13 protein-coding genes and 1 riboswitch are annotated in these 15,886 nt (G+C 72.5%); of the genes, 5 read left to right on the forward strand and 8 right to left on the reverse strand.

Annotated elements, in window-relative coordinates; all coding sequences use genetic code 11:
* Window positions 1-5: 5 nt before the first annotated feature.
* Window positions 6-1,409: a Si-specific NAD(P)(+) transhydrogenase gene (sthA, locus tag OG702_RS01225; RefSeq protein WP_327286950.1), complete on the forward strand. Its 1,404-nt coding sequence runs from the start codon at window positions 6-8 to the stop codon at window positions 1,407-1,409.
* A 141-nt stretch (window positions 1,410-1,550) separates the two neighbouring features.
* Window positions 1,551-3,638, forward strand: coding sequence for a cellulose binding domain-containing protein (locus OG702_RS01230; RefSeq protein ID WP_327286952.1), 2,088 nt, complete (start codon window positions 1,551-1,553; stop codon window positions 3,636-3,638).
* 91 nt (window positions 3,639-3,729) lie between these two features.
* On the opposite strand, the gene OG702_RS01235 is transcribed toward OG702_RS01230, so the two are convergent.
* The 7 genes from OG702_RS01235 to OG702_RS01265 form a co-directional block, all read right to left on the reverse strand.
* Window positions 3,730-4,764: a PHP domain-containing protein gene (locus OG702_RS01235; protein WP_327286953.1), complete on the reverse strand. Its 1,035-nt coding sequence runs from the start codon at window positions 4,762-4,764 to the stop codon at window positions 3,730-3,732.
* 69 nt (window positions 4,765-4,833) lie between these two features.
* The gene (locus tag OG702_RS01240; protein ID WP_327286955.1) at window positions 4,834-5,664 is read right to left on the reverse strand and encodes a GH25 family lysozyme; all 831 of its coding nucleotides are present in this window, start codon (window positions 5,662-5,664) and stop codon (window positions 4,834-4,836) included.
* 10 nt (window positions 5,665-5,674) lie between these two features.
* Entirely contained in the window at window positions 5,675-6,379 is a 705-nt protein-coding gene (locus OG702_RS01245; protein ID WP_327286956.1) for a DUF4232 domain-containing protein, read from the reverse strand.
* 130 nt (window positions 6,380-6,509) lie between these two features.
* Window positions 6,510-7,277: a DedA family protein gene (locus OG702_RS01250; protein WP_327286957.1), complete on the reverse strand. Its 768-nt coding sequence runs from the start codon at window positions 7,275-7,277 to the stop codon at window positions 6,510-6,512.
* Between the two features lie 102 nt (window positions 7,278-7,379).
* Entirely contained in the window at window positions 7,380-8,297 is a 918-nt protein-coding gene (gene ppk2 / locus OG702_RS01255; protein WP_327286958.1) for a polyphosphate kinase 2, read from the reverse strand.
* Between the two features lie 27 nt (window positions 8,298-8,324).
* A complete protein-coding gene (locus OG702_RS01260; protein WP_327286959.1) occupies window positions 8,325-8,555 on the reverse strand; it encodes a hypothetical protein in 231 nt (76 codons plus the stop codon).
* A 56-nt stretch (window positions 8,556-8,611) separates the two neighbouring features.
* The gene (locus OG702_RS01265; RefSeq protein ID WP_327286960.1) at window positions 8,612-9,760 is read right to left on the reverse strand and encodes an inorganic phosphate transporter; all 1,149 of its coding nucleotides are present in this window, start codon (window positions 9,758-9,760) and stop codon (window positions 8,612-8,614) included.
* A 460-nt stretch (window positions 9,761-10,220) separates the two neighbouring features.
* On the opposite strand from OG702_RS01265, the gene OG702_RS01270 reads away from it, so the two are divergent.
* The gene (locus tag OG702_RS01270; RefSeq protein WP_327286961.1) at window positions 10,221-11,105 is read left to right on the forward strand and encodes a hypothetical protein; all 885 of its coding nucleotides are present in this window, start codon (window positions 10,221-10,223) and stop codon (window positions 11,103-11,105) included.
* A gap of 103 nt (window positions 11,106-11,208) precedes the next feature.
* Here the strand turns inward: OG702_RS01270 and OG702_RS01275 are convergent, their stop codons facing one another.
* A complete protein-coding gene (locus OG702_RS01275) occupies window positions 11,209-11,529 on the reverse strand; it encodes a DMT family transporter (RefSeq protein ID WP_327286962.1) in 321 nt (106 codons plus the stop codon).
* 32 nt (window positions 11,530-11,561) lie between these two features.
* Window positions 11,562-11,622: riboswitch (guanidine-III (ykkC-III) riboswitch) on the reverse strand.
* 231 nt (window positions 11,623-11,853) lie between these two features.
* Between OG702_RS01275 and OG702_RS01280 the strand changes: the two genes are divergently transcribed.
* Together OG702_RS01280 and OG702_RS01285 are read left to right on the forward strand one after the other, a co-directional pair.
* Window positions 11,854-13,533, forward strand: coding sequence for a GDSL-type esterase/lipase family protein (locus OG702_RS01280; RefSeq protein WP_327286963.1), 1,680 nt, complete (start codon window positions 11,854-11,856; stop codon window positions 13,531-13,533).
* Between the two features lie 807 nt (window positions 13,534-14,340).
* Window positions 14,341-15,717, forward strand: coding sequence for an MFS transporter (locus OG702_RS01285; protein WP_442814271.1), 1,377 nt, complete (start codon window positions 14,341-14,343; stop codon window positions 15,715-15,717).
* The last annotated feature ends 169 nt before the right edge of the window (window positions 15,718-15,886 follow it).

Here is a 15,886-nt window from a genome sequence, read left to right on the forward strand (position 1 = left end):
GACGGGTGCGCGATTTCGACATACTTGTGATCGGTTCCGGCCCCGGGGGACAGAAGGCGGCCATCGCGGCGGCCAAACTCGGCCGGCGGGCGGCCCTGGTGGACCGCTCCGACCGGCTCGGCGGGGTGTCCCTGCACACCGGCACCATCCCGTCCAAGACGCTGCGCGAGGCGGTGCTCTACCTCACCGGGCTCAACCAGCGCGATCTGTACGGGCAGAGTTACCGGCTCAAGGAGGACATCACCGTCGCCGACCTGACGGCCAGGACCCAGCACGTGGTCGGCCGCGAGGTGGACGTGGTCCGCAACCAGCTGTCCCGCAACCGGATCACGGTGCTCGACGGCACCGGGCGCTTCCTCGACGAGCACACCGTGGCGGTCAGGGACGCCGGCGGCCAGGACCGGGTGCTGACCGCCGACCACATCGTGATCGCCACCGGGACCAGGCCGGCCCGTCCGGCGTCCGTCGAGTTCGACGACCGCACGGTGATGGACTCCGACAGCGTGCTCAACATGGAGCGGGTGCCGCGCTCGATGGTCATCGTCGGGGCCGGGGTGATCGGCATGGAGTACGCCTCGATGTTCGCCGCCCTGGGCAGCAGGATCACGGTGGTCGAACAGCGCGACGCCATGCTGGACTTCTGCGACGCGGAGATCGTCGAGGCGCTGAAGTACCACCTGCGGGAACTGGCGGTGACCTTCCGCTTCGGCGAGACGGTGGCGGCGGTCGAGCGGCACGAGCACGGCACCCTGACCCTGCTGGCCAGCGGCAAGAAGATAGCCGCCGACGCGGTGATGTACTCCGCGGGCCGGCAGGGCCTCACCGACGGGCTCGGCCTGGAGAAGGCGGGGCTGACGGCCGACAAGCGCGGCCGGATCACGGTGGACGGCCACTACCGTACGGCTGTCTCGCACATCTACGCGGTCGGCGACGTCATCGGCTTCCCGGCGCTGGCCGCGACCTCGATGGAGCAGGGCCGCAGCGCGGCCTACCACGCGTTCGGCGAACCGGTGCGCGGGTTGCAGGATCTGCAGCCGATCGGTATCTACACCATTCCGGAGATCAGCTTCCTCGGGCGGACCGAGGACCAGCTCACCGAGGCCTCGGTGCCCTTCGAGGTGGGGGTGTCCCGCTACCGGGAGCTGGCCCGCGGCCAGATCATGGGCGACGCGCACGGCATGCTCAAGCTGCTGGTCTCGCCCGTCGACCGCAAGCTGCTTGGCGTGCACTGCTTCGGGACCGGGGCGACCGAGCTGGTCCACATCGGGCACGCGGTGATGGGCTGCGGCGGCACGGTGGACTACCTGGTGGACGCGGTCTTCAACTACCCGACGCTGGCGGAGTCCTACAAGGTGGCCGCGCTGGACGTGACGAACCGGATCCGGCAGATCGACCAGCTCGGCGACTGACCCGCCGGGCGCCGCGGTCGGTGCCGAACTCCGGTTACGGACAGGGGCATTGACAAGCGGCACCGCCGTGCCAAATATGGGAGCGCTCCCACACGTTCGCGCGCCACCCCCCACATCCGCCTCGCGAAGGTGAGACCTCCCGTGCGCCCTGGCATTTCGATCGGCTCGGCCCCCCTGCGCAGACGGTTCGCCGTCGGTGCCTCCGTCCTGGCACTCGGCGCCGCGCTGCTGGCCGGCGGCGGGACCGCCCTGGCCGACCCCGGCGACCCGGCCGCCTCCGCGGTGGACGTCACGGTGAACGCCGCCGAAGGCCAGGGCACCATCCCCGGCACCGCCTACGGTCTCAACAGCGCCGTGTGGGACGCCCAGATGAACGCCCCGCAGGTCCAGAACCTGCTGTCGGCCGCGAACATCGGCATGCTGCGCTACCCCGGCGGCTCCTACGGGGACATCTACCACTGGCAGGACAACTCCGCGCCGGGCGGTTACGTGGCCCCCGGCACCGACTTCGACGCCTTCATGGGCACCGTCAAGAAGATCGGCGCCCAGCCGATCCTGATCGCCAACTACGGTTCCGGCACCCCCCAGGAGGCCGCCGGCTGGGTGCGCTACGCCAACGTCACCCAGCACTACGGCGCGAAATACTGGGAGATCGGCAACGAGCTGTACGGCAACGGCCATTACGGCAGCGGATGGGAGACCGACACCCACGCCGACACCTCCCCCGCCGCCTACGCGCGCAACGTCGCCGACTACGCCACGGCCATGAAGGCGGTCGACCCCTCGGTCAAGATCGGCGCGGTCCTGACGCTGCCCGGCAACTGGCCGGACGGGGTGATGGCCGCCGGGGAGAGCGCCGACTGGAACCACACCGTCATCCCGCTGATCGCGGGCAAGGCCGACTTCGTCATCGTGCACTGGTACCCGGGCGGCTCGGACGCCGCTGGCATGCTCAACACCCCCTCCCAGCTCGCCGGTGAACTCGCCCAGCTGCACGACCAGCTGGACGCGGCAGGCGTCGCGGACCTGCCGATCGCGCTGACCGAGCTGAACTCCAACGTCTTCGAGGACACCCAGCCCAACGCGCTCTTCGGCGCCGACGCGTATCTGACCGCGCTGCAGAGCGGCGTCTTCACGGTGGACTGGTGGGACACCCACAACGGCCCCGGCAGCATCAGCACCGCGCCGGACGGCGCCACCGACTACAACGACTACGGCATCCTCTCCAGCGGCACCTGCGTCGGCGCGGTGTGCGAGCCGCCGCTGAACACCCCGTTCGCGCCGTACCACGCCATCTCGATGCTCAGCCACCTCGGCACGCCGGGCGACCAGCTGGTCGCCGCGGACAGCGGCGGCCCGCTGGTGGCAGCGCACGCGGTGCACCGGGCCGACGGCGACCTGAGCGTGATGCTGATCAACAAGGATCCCGCGCACTCGCAGACCGTCGCACTGCACTACGCCGGCTTCACCCCCGACGGCTCGGCGGCGACCGTGGACACCTTCCGCGACCAGGCCACCGCGATCGACAGCACCACCGCGGCCGACACCGGGACCTGGACCCTGCCGCCGTACTCGATCACCACGGTGACCGTGCACCCGAAGTCCGGTACGTCCGCTGCCCTCTCGGCGCCGGGCGCGCCGAAGGTCACCGCCGCCGGCGCCACCAGCGCCACCGTCAGCTGGACCCCGTCGACCGGCGGCAAGGTCGACCGCTACGAGGTCTACCGGCAGGTCGGCGGCACCAGCGAGCTGCTGGCCGGCAGCACAGGCACCTCGGTGACCGTGCACAACCTGACCCCGGGCAGCACCTTCACCTGGAACGTCCTGGCCAGGGACTCCGCCGGCCGGCTGTCCCGGCCCTCGGACCCGGTCACGGTACGCACCGGGACGCCGCAGGACGCGCCCTGCACGGTCTCCTACGACCTGACGGGCGGCTGGGGCAACGGCTTCAACGCCAGCGTGACGGTCACCAACACCGGCCCCACCCCGATCACCGGCTGGACGCTGGCCTTCACATTCCCCAGCAGCGGCGAGTCGGTCAGCGGCTACTGGAACGCCGTGCTCACCAGCCAGGGCACCCATGTGGTGGCGACTCCGGTGGACTGGAACGGCACGCTGGCCGCGAACGGCGGCAACTCGGCGACCTTCGGCTTCACCGGCGCCAACAACGGCGCGTATCAGGACCCGACGGTCTTCACCCTCAACGGGGCGGTCTGCACGACCCTGTGAGCCTGCGGCCCGGTGGCTGCGCCGCCACCGGGCCGTACGACCGCCGGCCGCGCCCGGCGCCTGTCAGGGGCGCCGGGCGCGGCCGGCCCGCTCACACCCCGGGACCGGGCGGCACCTGCCGGGTCCTGGTCCAGCCCAGCAGGTCCTCCGCGGTCCAGGTGGTGACGATCCGCGCGGCCGGGATGCCGGCCTCCTCGGCGCGGGCGCAGCCGTGGATCTGCCAGTCGAGCTGGCCCGGCGCATGGGCGTCGCTGTCGATCGAGAACAGCGTGCCCGCGTCCCTGGCCAGCGCCAGCAGGCGGCGCGGCGGGTCGAGGCGCTGCGGGCTGCTGTTGATCTCCACGGCGGTGCCGGCCGCCGCGCACGCGGCGAAGACAGCGGCGGCGTCGAAGGTCGACTCGGGGCGCTTGCGGCCGCCGATGAGCCGTCCCGTGCAGTGCCCGAGCACATCGACCAGCGGGTTGCCGGCCGCGGCCACCAGCCGGCGGGTGAAGGTGGGCGCGGCCATCCGCAGTTCGGAGTGGGCCGAGGCGACGACGACGTCGAGCCGGTCGAGCAGGTCGTCCTCCTGGTCCAGCGAGCCGTCCGGCAGGATGTCGCACTCGATACCGGTGAGCAGCCGGAAGGGCGCCAGCCGGATGTTGAGGTCGGCGACCACGTCCAGCTGGCGGCGGAGCCGGTCGGCGGTCAGCCCGCGGGCGATCCGTAGCCGCGGCGAGTGGTCGGTGAGCACCGCCCACTGGTGCCCGGCGGCCCGGGCGGCCAGCGCCATCACCTCGATCGGGCTGCCGCCGTCGGACCAGTCGGAGTGCAGATGGCAGTCGCCGCGCAGGGCCGCCCGCAGCGCGGCGCCACCGCCGGCGAGCGGGCCGCCGCTGTCCCGTTCGAGGTCCGCCAGATAGCCGGGGGTACGGCCGGCGGCCGCCTCGGCGAGCACCGTGCCGGTGGTGGCTCCGATGCCCTTGAGATCGGTGAAGCGGCCGCCGGCCGTCCGCTGCTCCAGTTCGGCGGGCGGCAGCGCGGACAGCACGGCGGCGGCGTTACGGAAGGCCCTGATGCGGTAGACGGGCGCGTCGGCGCGTTCCAGCAGGAACGCGATCCGCTCCAGTGCCTCGATCGGCTCCATGCACTCCGGTTTCCCGGTCGGGCCTGCCGCGTAACCGCCCGGCCGCCCGGGTCACACGTTCGGGACGGGTCAGACGTTCGGCACGTGCAGCGCGTCCCAGGTCTCCTTGCCGGGCGGCCACTTCAGCGCGGAGCCCGTCCAGCCCTTGTGGTGGTCGGTGTTGTACTTGCGCTGCCACGCCTCGTAGGAGGCCACGTCACCCGAGCCGATGACGTCCTTGTTGGCGGTGCTGGTGTAGTGGTCGCAGCCGACGGCGACCAGCCGGTCGTGCATGGCGGCCACGATCGGCGACCGGCGCCCGGTGGTGAACCAGCCGGCGCCGGGAAAGGGCTCGTAGCGCGGCTTGGCGCCCTTGGCGGCCCAGGTCCGCAGCGCGCCGGGGCTGGCGAAGTTCCCGACGTTGCGGTCCACACCGCCGGCCGAGCTGTACTGGTGGAAGAGCCAGGGGTGCTCGACCCTCGGATGGCCCGCGGGCGCCGAGGGGTCGGCGATCCACAGGCCGTCGGCGCAGAAGGACGTGCTGTCGCGGTTCAGCCAGAAGTCCCGGTTGCAGTAGAGGATCACCCGGTGCTCGGGCGCCTTGGCCTGGACGTGCCGCAGCCAGGCGTCCTTGTCGGCGCCCGACACGCCGGTGTCCTCCCAGTCGAAGGCCAGCACGTCGCCGGCCTGCGCGCCGGCGTGCGCGAGGAAGTAGTCGGCCTGCGCGGTCGACGATCCGGCCCGGGCGAAGTGGTAGTGGCCGACGACCAGGCCGTGGGCCCGGCCGGTGGCGACCTGTGCCGCGTGCTTGGGGTTGAGGTAGCTGGACCCCTCGGTGGCCTTGACCATCACGAAGTCCAGGCCGCTGGTGCTGTAGTCGCTGCTCTGGTACGAGGCGACATCGATTCCGTTGACCGTCACGGTGGTCCTCTCAGTGCACGGGGCCGACGCCGAAGGTGTCGCCGCAGACGACCGGGTTCGACGTGGCAAGGGTCATGGAGTCCGTCGATCCCGGCGGGTAGACCATGATCAGGGTCGGCTTGCGCCAGCAGCTGTCGCCCTTCACTCCCTGGTTGAGGGTGTGCAGGTCGGCCTCGACGGTCCGACCCGGTGCGATCCGCACGGCGGCCGGCTTGCGGCCTTCGCGGCCGGCGGGCTTGCCGATCACGCTGCCGTCGCCGCGCAGCAGCGAGACGCCGGGAAAGCCGTCGAGGGTGCAGGTGTGCGACGAGGTGTTGGTGAAGTCCAGAGGGTAGTAGATGTTGCCCGCCCCGGGGTCGCCACGGCCCAAGGTCATCTTCAGCCCGGTGACGGTGCATCGGGCGACCGCGGCCCGCGGCCGGGCGGCGCCTGAGGTCGCGGCGGGCGGCGCGGTGCCGGCGGACGAGGGCGGCGCGGTGCCGGTCGCGCCGTTGGCGGCGTCGCCGGTCGCCTCCTCCGGACTGCCGGGCAGCGCCACCGCGGCGGAGGACGAGGGTGCGCCTGTGGAGCCCGCCGGCGAGCCGGAGGCGGCACCGTCGCCGCAGCCGGCTGCGGCCGCGGACAGCAGCACCACGGTCGCCGCGACGAGGACGGTCCTGCGGCGCCGCACCCGGAGCGGGTCGGCGGTCGCGGGACGCTGTGACGAGATAGGCATACTGCTCGATTGCTCACCGTCGGCCCGTTTCGAACCTCCGAAGCCCGAATTGTTGCTGTCTCAGCACATTGTCACCGGGAGGAACACCGGAATCAGCACACCCATGCGAACCGCGAACGTGCGTACGCCATCAGTCCCGTTCGCCGTCCTGCTTGTCTCCCTTGTCTCTCTTGTCCCCCGCACGCCGCTCGCGCCCCTCGTGCTCCTCGCGTCCCTCCTCGTCGCCGTTCCCCTCGTCGCTGTCGCCGTCGCTGTCGCTGTCGCCGTCGCCGACGTCGTGACCGCCGCCACCGCGACGTGCACCGCGGTGGCGGCGGATCTCCCAGACGACCAGCGCGGCGACCACGATCACCGCCACCGTGATGGCCACCGCCGTTCCCGCGGTCTTCTCGACCCGCTTGTACGCGGTGCCCGCGAAGTACCCCAGCAAGGTGAAGCCGACGCCCCAGACCAGCCCGCCGAGCGCGTTGAACAGCAGGAACGTCCGGTAGGGCATCCGGGAGATCCCGGCGAGGGCGGGCATCAGGGCACGGAAGAAGGCGATGAAGCGGCCGAGGAAGACCGCCGACGGCCCGCGCCTGCGGATGAAGTCACTGGCCTGGTCGATCCGCGCCTCGTGTCCGCGCAGCGCCTTGGTCTGCAGGATGCGCGGCCCGAAGCGCCGGCCGACCTCGTAACCGATCGAGTCCCCTGCGACCGCCGCCACCACGACCACCGCGGCCAGCCAGTAGACGGACACCCGTCCCTGCCCGGCGACCACCCCGCCCAGCACCACCGCGGTCTCGCCGGGCAGCACGAAGCCGAAGAAGAGCGCGTCCTCGCAGAAGACCAGGGCGGCCACGACCGTGTAGACCACGGGCCCTGAGGAGTGCGACAGCCAGTCGGTGATGGAGTGCATGAGCCGAGCCTTCCCGCTGCGGCGCGTCCCGCACGGCAAACCGCACGGTGACGCGCCAGCGAGTTCGCGCAATGGGCCCCGGGGAGGCGCCCCGGCGGGATGTCAGGGCTGCAGCCGGGACTGTGCCGCCGCGTCCTCACCGGCCTCCAGCAGGTTGGCGGCGGCGCCGACGATCAGCGGGTCGGGGGTGCCGACGACCTCGTCGTCGCGGTCGGTGTAGGGGAAGCGGGCCAGCACGCTGCGCATCGCCTCGACCCGGGCGCGCTTCTTGTCGTTGCTCTTGACCACCGTCCAGGGCGCGTACTCGGTGTCCGTGTCGTGGAACATCGCGACCTTCGCCTCGGTGTAGTCGTCCCACCGGTCGAGCGAGGCGAGGTCCATCGGGCTGAGCTTCCACTGCCGCACCGGGTCGACCTGCCGGATGGTGAAGCGGGTGCGCTGCTCGTCGCGCGACACGGAGAACCAGAACTTCACCAGGGCGATCCCGTCGTCCACCAGCATCCGCTCGAAGCCGGGTGCCTGCCTCATGAAGCGGTGGTACTCGTCGTCGGTGCAGAAGCCCATGACCCGCTCGACGCCGGCCCGGTTGTACCAGGACCGGTCGAAGAGCACGATCTCACCCGCGGTGGGCAGATGGGCGGCGTAGCGCTGGAAATACCACTGCCCACTCTCCCGCTCAGTGGGCTTCTCCAGCGCCACCACCCGGGCGCCGCGCGGGTTGAGGTGCTCGATGAAGCGCTTGATGGTGCCGCCCTTGCCCGCGGCGTCCCGGCCCTCGAAGAGGATGACGAGCCGCTGCCCCGTCTCCTTGACCCAGCTCTGCAGCTTGAGCAGCTCTATCTGCTGCAGCCGCTTGTGCACCTCGTACTCGGGCCGCTCCATCCGGGCGTCGTAGGGGTAGTTCTCCCGCCAGGTGTCCACGACACTGCCGTCGGGGCGCACCAGCACCGGGTCGTCCTGGTCGGTGTAGTCGACCCGCATCCCCGCGAGGAGTGCCGCTCCGGAGTCCGTGCTCACCATGGGTACTGCCTTTCGCCGTTCAGGCCGTCAGTGGAACTGGGGAATGATCAGATACAGCCCGTAGAGCACCGCGGCCGCGCACACCGCGAAGCACGCGCCCGCGGCGGTGGCCTGTGCCGTACCGCCCAGGCCCGCGCCGCGGGCCTCGTCGCGGCCGGCCAGCGCGCGGACGCCCAGCGCGAAGAGCACCACCACCGCGACGGTGGCACCGAAGCTCACCACGGCGACCTCACCCAGGGATCCCCACTTCACGTCCATACGCCACTCCCGGTCCGTTGCTTTCCCTTGTACCCGCTGATGGTCATCTGGTGCGCTCACACGCCGGCGCCGGCGGGTGCCACCGGGCGGACGGAGGTGCTCGTGGCGTTGTTCACGTTCTCCGCGCGCACCGGGTTGCGGCGCGACAGCACGACGATCACCCCGGCCACCGCCACCGCGGCCAGGGCGATCAGCACGGTGCCGAGGGTGCCGCCGTGCACGACGGCGCCGGCGGCCAGCGCACCGACCGCAGCGGCGGCCGGCAGCGTCACCAGCCAGGCAAGGGCCATCCGGCCCGCGGTGCTCCACCGGACCTCGGCGAGCCGCCGGCCGACCCCGGCGCCCAGGATGCCGCCGGAGCAGACCTGGGTGGTGGACAGCGCGAAGCCGAGGTTGGCGGAGCTGAGGATGACCGCGGTGGCCGCCGACTCGGCGGCGAAGCCCTGCGGGGACTCGATGTCCACCAGGCCCTTGCCCATGGTCCGGATGATCCGCCAGCCGCCCAGGTAGGTGCCCATCGCGATGGCCAGCCCCGCGGTGAGGATCACCCACACCGGCGGCCCGGCGTCGTGGCCGAGCGCACCGCAGGAGATCAGCGCGAGGGTGATGACGCCCATCGTCTTCTGCGCGTCGTTGGTGCCGTGCGCGAGCGAGACGAGCGAGGCGGAGGCGATCTGGCCGGCCCTGAACCCCTTGGACACGCCGTCCTTCGGTGCGCGGGCGGTGATCCGGTACGCCAGGTAGGTGGCCGCGAGGGCGGCCAGGCCGGCCACCACCGGTGAGGCGACCGCCGGTATGAGGATCTTCTCCACGACCTTGTCGAAGTGCACCCCGTCCTGCCCGGCGCCGACCCACACCGCGCCGATCAGGCCGCCGAAGAGCGCGTGCGAGGAGCTGGAGGGCAGGCCGAGCAGCCAGGTGGCGAGGTTCCACAGGATGGCGCCGACCAGGCCCGCGAAGATCATGCCGGGGGTGACCAGGGCGTCGTCGACGATGCCGCCGGAGATCGTCTTGGCCACCTCGGTGGACAGGAACGCGCCCGCCAGGTTCAGCACGCCGCTGATGGCGACGGCGACCTTCGGGCGCAGGGCGCCGGTCGCGATGGAGGTCGCCATCGCGTTGGCGGTGTCATGGAAACCGTTCGTGAAGTCGAAGGCCAAGGCGGTGACGATGACCATTGCCACAAGGAAGGTGATGTGGTCCATCGCCTCAGGGAAGCACCGGCCGGCGTACGGACGGGGAAGTGCAGGTGAAGTTGCGGTACGCACAGGAGACGTCTGTGGCACAGGTCACACGGATGCCGCTTGCTGGTCATTTCGGGCCGCCGGGGCCGGTGCCCGCTCCTCCCGCCCGGCGTGTGACACGGGTGACGCCCCGGGCCGCAGCAGGGATGTCGGCCCCGGAGCGCCCGGTCACGCGGTCCGGCCGGGCGTGTCGCACCGCTCACCGGGCCGCAGGCCGCTGCGTGTTGTCCGGTAAGACCGGCTTGACAAGACTCATCCCAGGCCGAAAATATGCCTTTTGATCCCGGCTCCGGTGCGGCCCCGGCGCGTTCACCGCGTCCCGGCCGCCGCCACCGCGCACGCTGGTGCGGCGTGCGCGGAGCTCATCTCCCGTGCGTGACCCCCGGGTTGTCACTGTCATCGAGGGAGGGGTGCCGGTCTGATGTCTCGACGCACCGTCACATTGCAGATTGCGGCCGCCGTCACGGCGGTCGCCGCGGTCGCCGCGGTGGGGGCCGGCTCGGCCGACGCGGCCGACCGTTCGACGTACCGGGCGCAGCACGGGGGTCCCGGCAAGCAGTCGTCGGGCGACCACTGCAGCTTCACGGTGGACGGCAAGCCATGGACGGCCGGCCAGGGCCTGTCGTCCATCACGCCCACCGCCGACGGGAAGATCAGCATCGGCGTGAAGGGCTCCGGCGGCGCGTGCACCGTCTCGCTGGCGGCCTACCTGGCGCACGGCGCCGACTTCGCCAGCTCCGGCCAGCAGGTGCTCACCGACTTCGCCACGGTCTCGCTGGCCAAGCGCGAGCACGGCACCCTGACCATCACCGCCCCGATCGCGGGCTGCTTCGCACAGATCGACCTGTACAAGGGCAGCACCGAATACGACGGCGGTACGGGTGCGGGCCACGGCCCGGCGCCCAAGGGTCCCGACGGCGCGGTCATCGGCGGCAACCTGCTGGCGTCCTGGAACGGGCCGGTGGGCGGCAAGGACTGCGTCGACCAGCCGACCACCCCCCCGGCCGGCCCCTCGACGTCGGCGACGACCTCGACGTCGGCCTCGCCGTCGACCACGGCCGGCACTCCGGCACCCAGCGACTCCTCGTCGCCCGCCACCTCCTCGCCCGCGACCACGTCGCCCGCGGCCGTCGACGCGACCGGCTCCGCGTCGGCCTCGCCGACCGCGACCGGCGACCAGTCGCTGGCGTCCACCGGCGGCGGCAGCAACACCGGCCTGCTGCTCGGCCTGGCGGCGGCGCTCGTCGCGGCCGGCGGCGGCGTGACCTACGCGCTGCGCAGGCGGGGCGCGGGCCGCGCACACTGACGCGGACCCGTTCGACCACGGCCCGGGCCGGGCGCCACCATGGCGCCCGGCCCGGGCCGTGTCGTGCGTGCGCTGCCGGGGCGCCCGGCCCGGTGGCCGGAGGTCAGTGGCCCGAGGTGACCTTGAGGCCGACCACCGCCACCAGCAGCAGGGCGATGAAGAAGACCCGGGCGGCGGTGGCGGGCTCGCCGAGCAGCAGCATGCCGGCCACGGCGGCGCCCGCGGCTCCGATGCCGACCCACACCCCGTAGGCCGTACCAATCGGCAGCGACCTGGCGGCCTGCGACAGCAGCAGCATGCTGGCGGCGACGCCGGCGCCGGTGAAGACGCTCGGCCACAGGCGCGTGAAGCCGTCGGTGTACTTCATGCCGATCGACCAGACGACTTCGAGCAGGCCGGCGACAGCAACAAGGACCCATGCCATGGGGGCACCTCCGTGGAATGTGGACTTACGGGGGTGCGCCGTCTTTGCAGGGTCCCGGTACGGCGCGCTCGTCGGGTTCGTCCAAGGCTAGCAAATTCCGGCACCGCGACCGGGGCGGCCGGAGCACCCCGCCGTTCCGCCGGCGCGAGGGGCTGCCGGCACCGGCCCCGGCCAGAGATCCGATGTCAGAGCACCTTTCTGGCCGGATCTGGCGCGAATCACCGGAAGGGGGATCGAGTCATCCGAACTCTTCGCTGCTGCACGGGGATTGGCGCGGACCAAGGAGGGGATTACAGTTCCACTCCCCCACCACAGGAGGCTCCTGTGCAACGTCCCGCGCGCTCCCCGCGCCGCGCCGCCGTGCTGGCGGCCGCAGTCCTGGCCGTCGGACTGTCCGTCTCGGCCCCCACCGCCGGTGCTACCGCCGCCAACCCGGGTCACTCCGGCACTTCCCGGTCCGCTGCCGCGCCCGCGCCCGCCGCCAACCCCGCCGCGGCGGACGGCTGGACCGGTACGTGGTCGGTGTCGCCGCAGAGCGGCGGACCGTCGTACAACCAGCAGACGCTGCGGCAGATCGTGCACACCGGTATCGGCGGCACCGCGGCGAGGCTGCGGATCTCCAACGCCTTCGGCTCCGCGCCGCTGACCGTGGCCGACGTGCATCTGGCGCAGCGCACCTCCGGCTCGTCGGTGAACACCGGCACCGACCGGACGGTGACCTTCGGCGGCCAGAGCACGGTGACCGTGCCGGCCGGCGGCTCGGCGGTCAGTGACTCGGTCGCCTTCAGCGTGCCCGCGCTGGCCGATGTCGCGGTCAGCCTCTACCTGCCGCAGCCCACCGGCTCTGCGACGTATCACCAGCAGGGCACCCAGACCAACTACCTGGCCGGCGGTGACGTCAGTGGCAACGGCACCCTGAGCGGGGCGTCCACCAGCGGCAGTTACTCCTTCCTGACCAATCTCGACGTGCAGAACTCGGCCGCGCAGGGCGCGGTCGTCACCCTGGGCGCCTCGATCACCGACGGGGTCGCCTCGGCGCAGGACTCCAACCGGCGCTGGCCCAACGACCTGGCCAGGCGGCTGGCCGACAGCGGGCGCACGGTCGGCGTGCTCAACCAGGGCATCAGCGGCAACAAGCTGCTCAGCGACGGTGCCGGGCAGAGCGCGCTGGCCCGCTTCGACCGGGACGTCATCGGCCAGCCGGGGGTGCGCTGGGTGGCGCTGTCCGACGACCCGATCAACGACCTGGGGTCTGGCAGTCCGCCGAGCGGCGCCCAACTGATCTCCGGGATCCAGCAGTTGATCTCCCGCGCACACCAGGCAGGGCTGTCCTTCCTGTGCTCGACCCTCACGCCCTACCAGGGCTCAGGCGGCTGGACCCAGGCCGGGGAGAACGCCCGCGCGGCGATCAACTCCTTCGTGCGCGGCTCGGGCAGCGGATGCGACGGCCTCATCGACCAGGACACCGCGACCCATGACCCGGCCAACCCCACCCGCTACCTGCCCGCTTACGACGCGGGCGACCACCTGCACCCGAACGAGGCCGGGTTGCAGGCGATCGCCGACGCCGTGAACCTCTCCTTCTTCGGAACTCCCGGCCAGCCCGGCGGCGGTGGGATCGCCCTGCGGGCCCACGCCAACGGCAAGTACGTGACCGCGCCGAGCGGCGGCGCCGGCGCGCTGATCGCCGGGGCCGACGCGGTGGGCACCACCTCGCAGTTCGACGAGCTCAGCCAGGGCAACGGCCTGATCGCCCTGCGGGCACACGCGAACGGGCTGCTGGTGACCGCGGAGAACGCGGGCGCGGCGCCGCTGATCGCCAACCGTACGGCGGTCGGGCAGTGGGAGACCTTCCAGCTGGTCCAGAATCCCGATCACAGCGTCAGCCTCAAGGCGCAGGCCAACGGAAAGTACGTGACCGCCGAGAACGCGGGGGCCGCGTCGCTGATCGCCAACCGGGACGCGATCGGGCCGTGGGAGGAGTTCGACCTGGTCACCTCCTGAGCGGCCCGCCGCCCCCGTCCGCCGGTCACCCGCCCGCGGGCGGGTGATCGGCAGGTCGATCCGTGACGGGCGTGCCGCGTCGCGGAAGGCCGTACGGGCGCCCGGCGGCCCCGCCACGTCCCAGCGCGGGTGGCTGCTCCGTCCCTGGCCTCGACGGCCGGCGGACCCCCGAGGCAGCACGGGACCGGGGGACGGCGACGAGCTGGCCCGGGCGGTGCTGGGGCAGTACGCGGGTGAGGGGCGGTGGCGGATCGCACATCCGCAGGGCTCGGACGTCATCGGCCACTGCCTGGACTTCGCGCTGGTCGCCGCCGACCTGGCGGAGGATCTGCCCGCCGAACACCGCGCGCAGATGGTCGACTTCGTCAGCGGGCTGACGACCCGCGCGGCCGGCCCTGGCACCGGCCGCGCGTCCCGCGCCGCCGCGCGGACCCGCCGCCGCCGGTGCTCGGCGCGGCGGTCCCGCCCGGCACACGGGTGCTCCCGGCTCCCCGCCGTCCGTACCGCCGAGGTCGGCTCCGCAGGCACGGCGGCGGCCGGCGCCGGGACGCAGGGACCCGGGAGGGGCTGCCGCAGGCGCAGCCCCTCCCGGGTCCGTTCGATGCGGTCCACCGGCTCCGGCCATTTTCCGGCACTGCCGGTGTCTACCCGAACGAGCAGCCCGGGACGTGGGCGCGGACCGTGCGGGCGAGGGCGGGCCGGGTGTCCCGGGGCGGTACGAGCAGAGGGAGAACGGTGGGTAGCGACACAGGACGGATGACGTCCCGGCAGGCATGGGTACTGGGCCTTGCTTCAGTGGCGTCGTTCATGATGGCAATGGACAGCGTGGTGGTGTCCACGGCGCTGACCACGATCCGGCGGGACCTGACGGCCTCGACCGCGTCACTGGAGTGGGTTGTCAACGCGTACAACCTGGCGTTCGCGGTACTGCTGCTGACCGGAGCGGCACTGGGTGACCGTTTCGGCCGCCGGCGGATCTTCCTCGGCGGGCTCGCGACGTTCACCGCGGCGTCGGCGGCGTGCGCGCTGTCACCGGGGGTCGGCGCGCTGATCGCCTTCCGGGCCGTGCAGGGCGCGGGGGCCGCGATGGTGCTGCCGCTGTCGCTCACCATGATCAGCGCGATCTTCCCGCCACGGCAGCGGGGCAAGGCGATGGGGCTCTACCTGGGCTTCACCGGCCTGGCGACCTTCAGCGGCCCCTTCATCGGCGGTGTCATCGCCGAGGGCCTGGCGTGGCAGTGGATCTTCTGGCTGAACCTGCCCGTCGGGCTGGTCACGATCGCGCTCACCCCCCGGCGCGTCGACGAGAGCCATGGCCCGAACACCCGCTTCGACCTGGCCGGCGTGGTGCTGGTGACGCTGGGCGCCCTGGGCCTGGTCTGGGGTCTGGTCCGCGGCAACACGGCGGGCTGGGTCAGCCCCGAGGTGCTGGTCTGCTGGGCGCTCGGAGTCGCGCTGGTGGTCGCCTTCGTGCGCTGGGAGCAGCGGACGGCGGCGCCGATGCTGCCGATGCGGTTCTTCAGGGCGCGGGCCTTCGCCACCGCCAACCCGGCGAACTTCCTGGTCTTCGCCTCCCTGTACGGCACGCTGTTCTTCCTGGCGCAGTATTTCCAGACGGTGCTGGGCACCGGGCCGCTCGGCGCCGGGCTGCGGCTGATGCCGTGGTCGGCGACGCTGATGGTGTGCGGGCCGGTCGTGGGCCGGCTGGCGGACTCCTTCGGCGAGCGCGCCTTCGTCATCGGCGGGCTGCTGCTGCAGACGCTCAGCATGGGCTGGATCGCGCTGGTGGCCGGTACCGGCACGAGTTACCTCACGCTGCTGCCCGCGCTGATCCTCAGCGGTGTGGGCCTGACCATGGCCATGCCCGCCGCCCAGCGTGCGGTCGTCGGCGCGGTGCGGCCGCAGGAGATCGGCCAGGCGTCCGGGGTGTTCATGATGCTGCGGATCTTCGGCGGGGTCTTCGGAGTGGCGGTCACCGTGGCCGTCTTCGCCGGTCGCGGCGGCTACGCCTCACCCGAGCAGTTCACCAGGGGATTCACCGCGGCGATGACCGCGGTCACCGGCTACGCCCTCCTCGGCGTGCTCGTCGCCCTGGGCATCCCCGCCCGGCCCCGGGCCGAACCCGCGCCACCGGTGGGCGTGTTGGCACAGCAGGAGGCCCCGGGCCCGCTGGCCCGGTCCTGACGGCCGGCCCCCCGGCGGCCACCGCCCGTCCCGGGACGGGCGGTGGCCCGGTTCGTACGACGCCGGGAGCCGGCCGCCGCTGTCCTGCCCTGCGTCCCGTGCGTCGACCGTCGGAACCCCGGTACGGGAAGTGCCGAGTCGGGTACCCGATAGTGGCGCAAACGCTACC

Origin of the sequence: Streptomyces sp. NBC_01198, assembly GCF_036010485.1 — a bacterium.
Taxonomy (GTDB): Bacteria; Actinomycetota; Actinomycetes; order Streptomycetales; family Streptomycetaceae; genus Actinacidiphila.

What these genes read in the sequence shown, in the direction of transcription:
- ppk2 (WP_327286958.1), bottom strand. Translation starts at nt 8,297, where the DNA reads ATGGTGAGCACGGACTCCGGAGCGGCACTCCTCGCGGGGATGCGGGTC.
- OG702_RS01270 (WP_327286961.1), top strand. Translation starts at nt 10,221, where the DNA reads ATGTCTCGACGCACCGTCACATTGCAGATTGCGGCCGCCGTCACGGCG.
- OG702_RS01260 (WP_327286959.1), bottom strand. Translation starts at nt 8,555, where the DNA reads ATGGACGTGAAGTGGGGATCCCTGGGTGAGGTCGCCGTGGTGAGCTTC.
- OG702_RS01285 (WP_442814271.1), top strand. Translation starts at nt 14,341, where the DNA reads ATGATGGCAATGGACAGCGTGGTGGTGTCCACGGCGCTGACCACGATC.
- OG702_RS01265 (WP_327286960.1), bottom strand. Translation starts at nt 9,760, where the DNA reads ATGGACCACATCACCTTCCTTGTGGCAATGGTCATCGTCACCGCCTTG.
- OG702_RS01250 (WP_327286957.1), bottom strand. Translation starts at nt 7,277, where the DNA reads ATGCACTCCATCACCGACTGGCTGTCGCACTCCTCAGGGCCCGTGGTC.
- OG702_RS01245 (WP_327286956.1), bottom strand. Translation starts at nt 6,379, where the DNA reads ATGCCTATCTCGTCACAGCGTCCCGCGACCGCCGACCCGCTCCGGGTG.
- OG702_RS01275 (WP_327286962.1), bottom strand. Translation starts at nt 11,529, where the DNA reads ATGGCATGGGTCCTTGTTGCTGTCGCCGGCCTGCTCGAAGTCGTCTGG.
- OG702_RS01235 (WP_327286953.1), bottom strand. Translation starts at nt 4,764, where the DNA reads ATGGAGCCGATCGAGGCACTGGAGCGGATCGCGTTCCTGCTGGAACGC.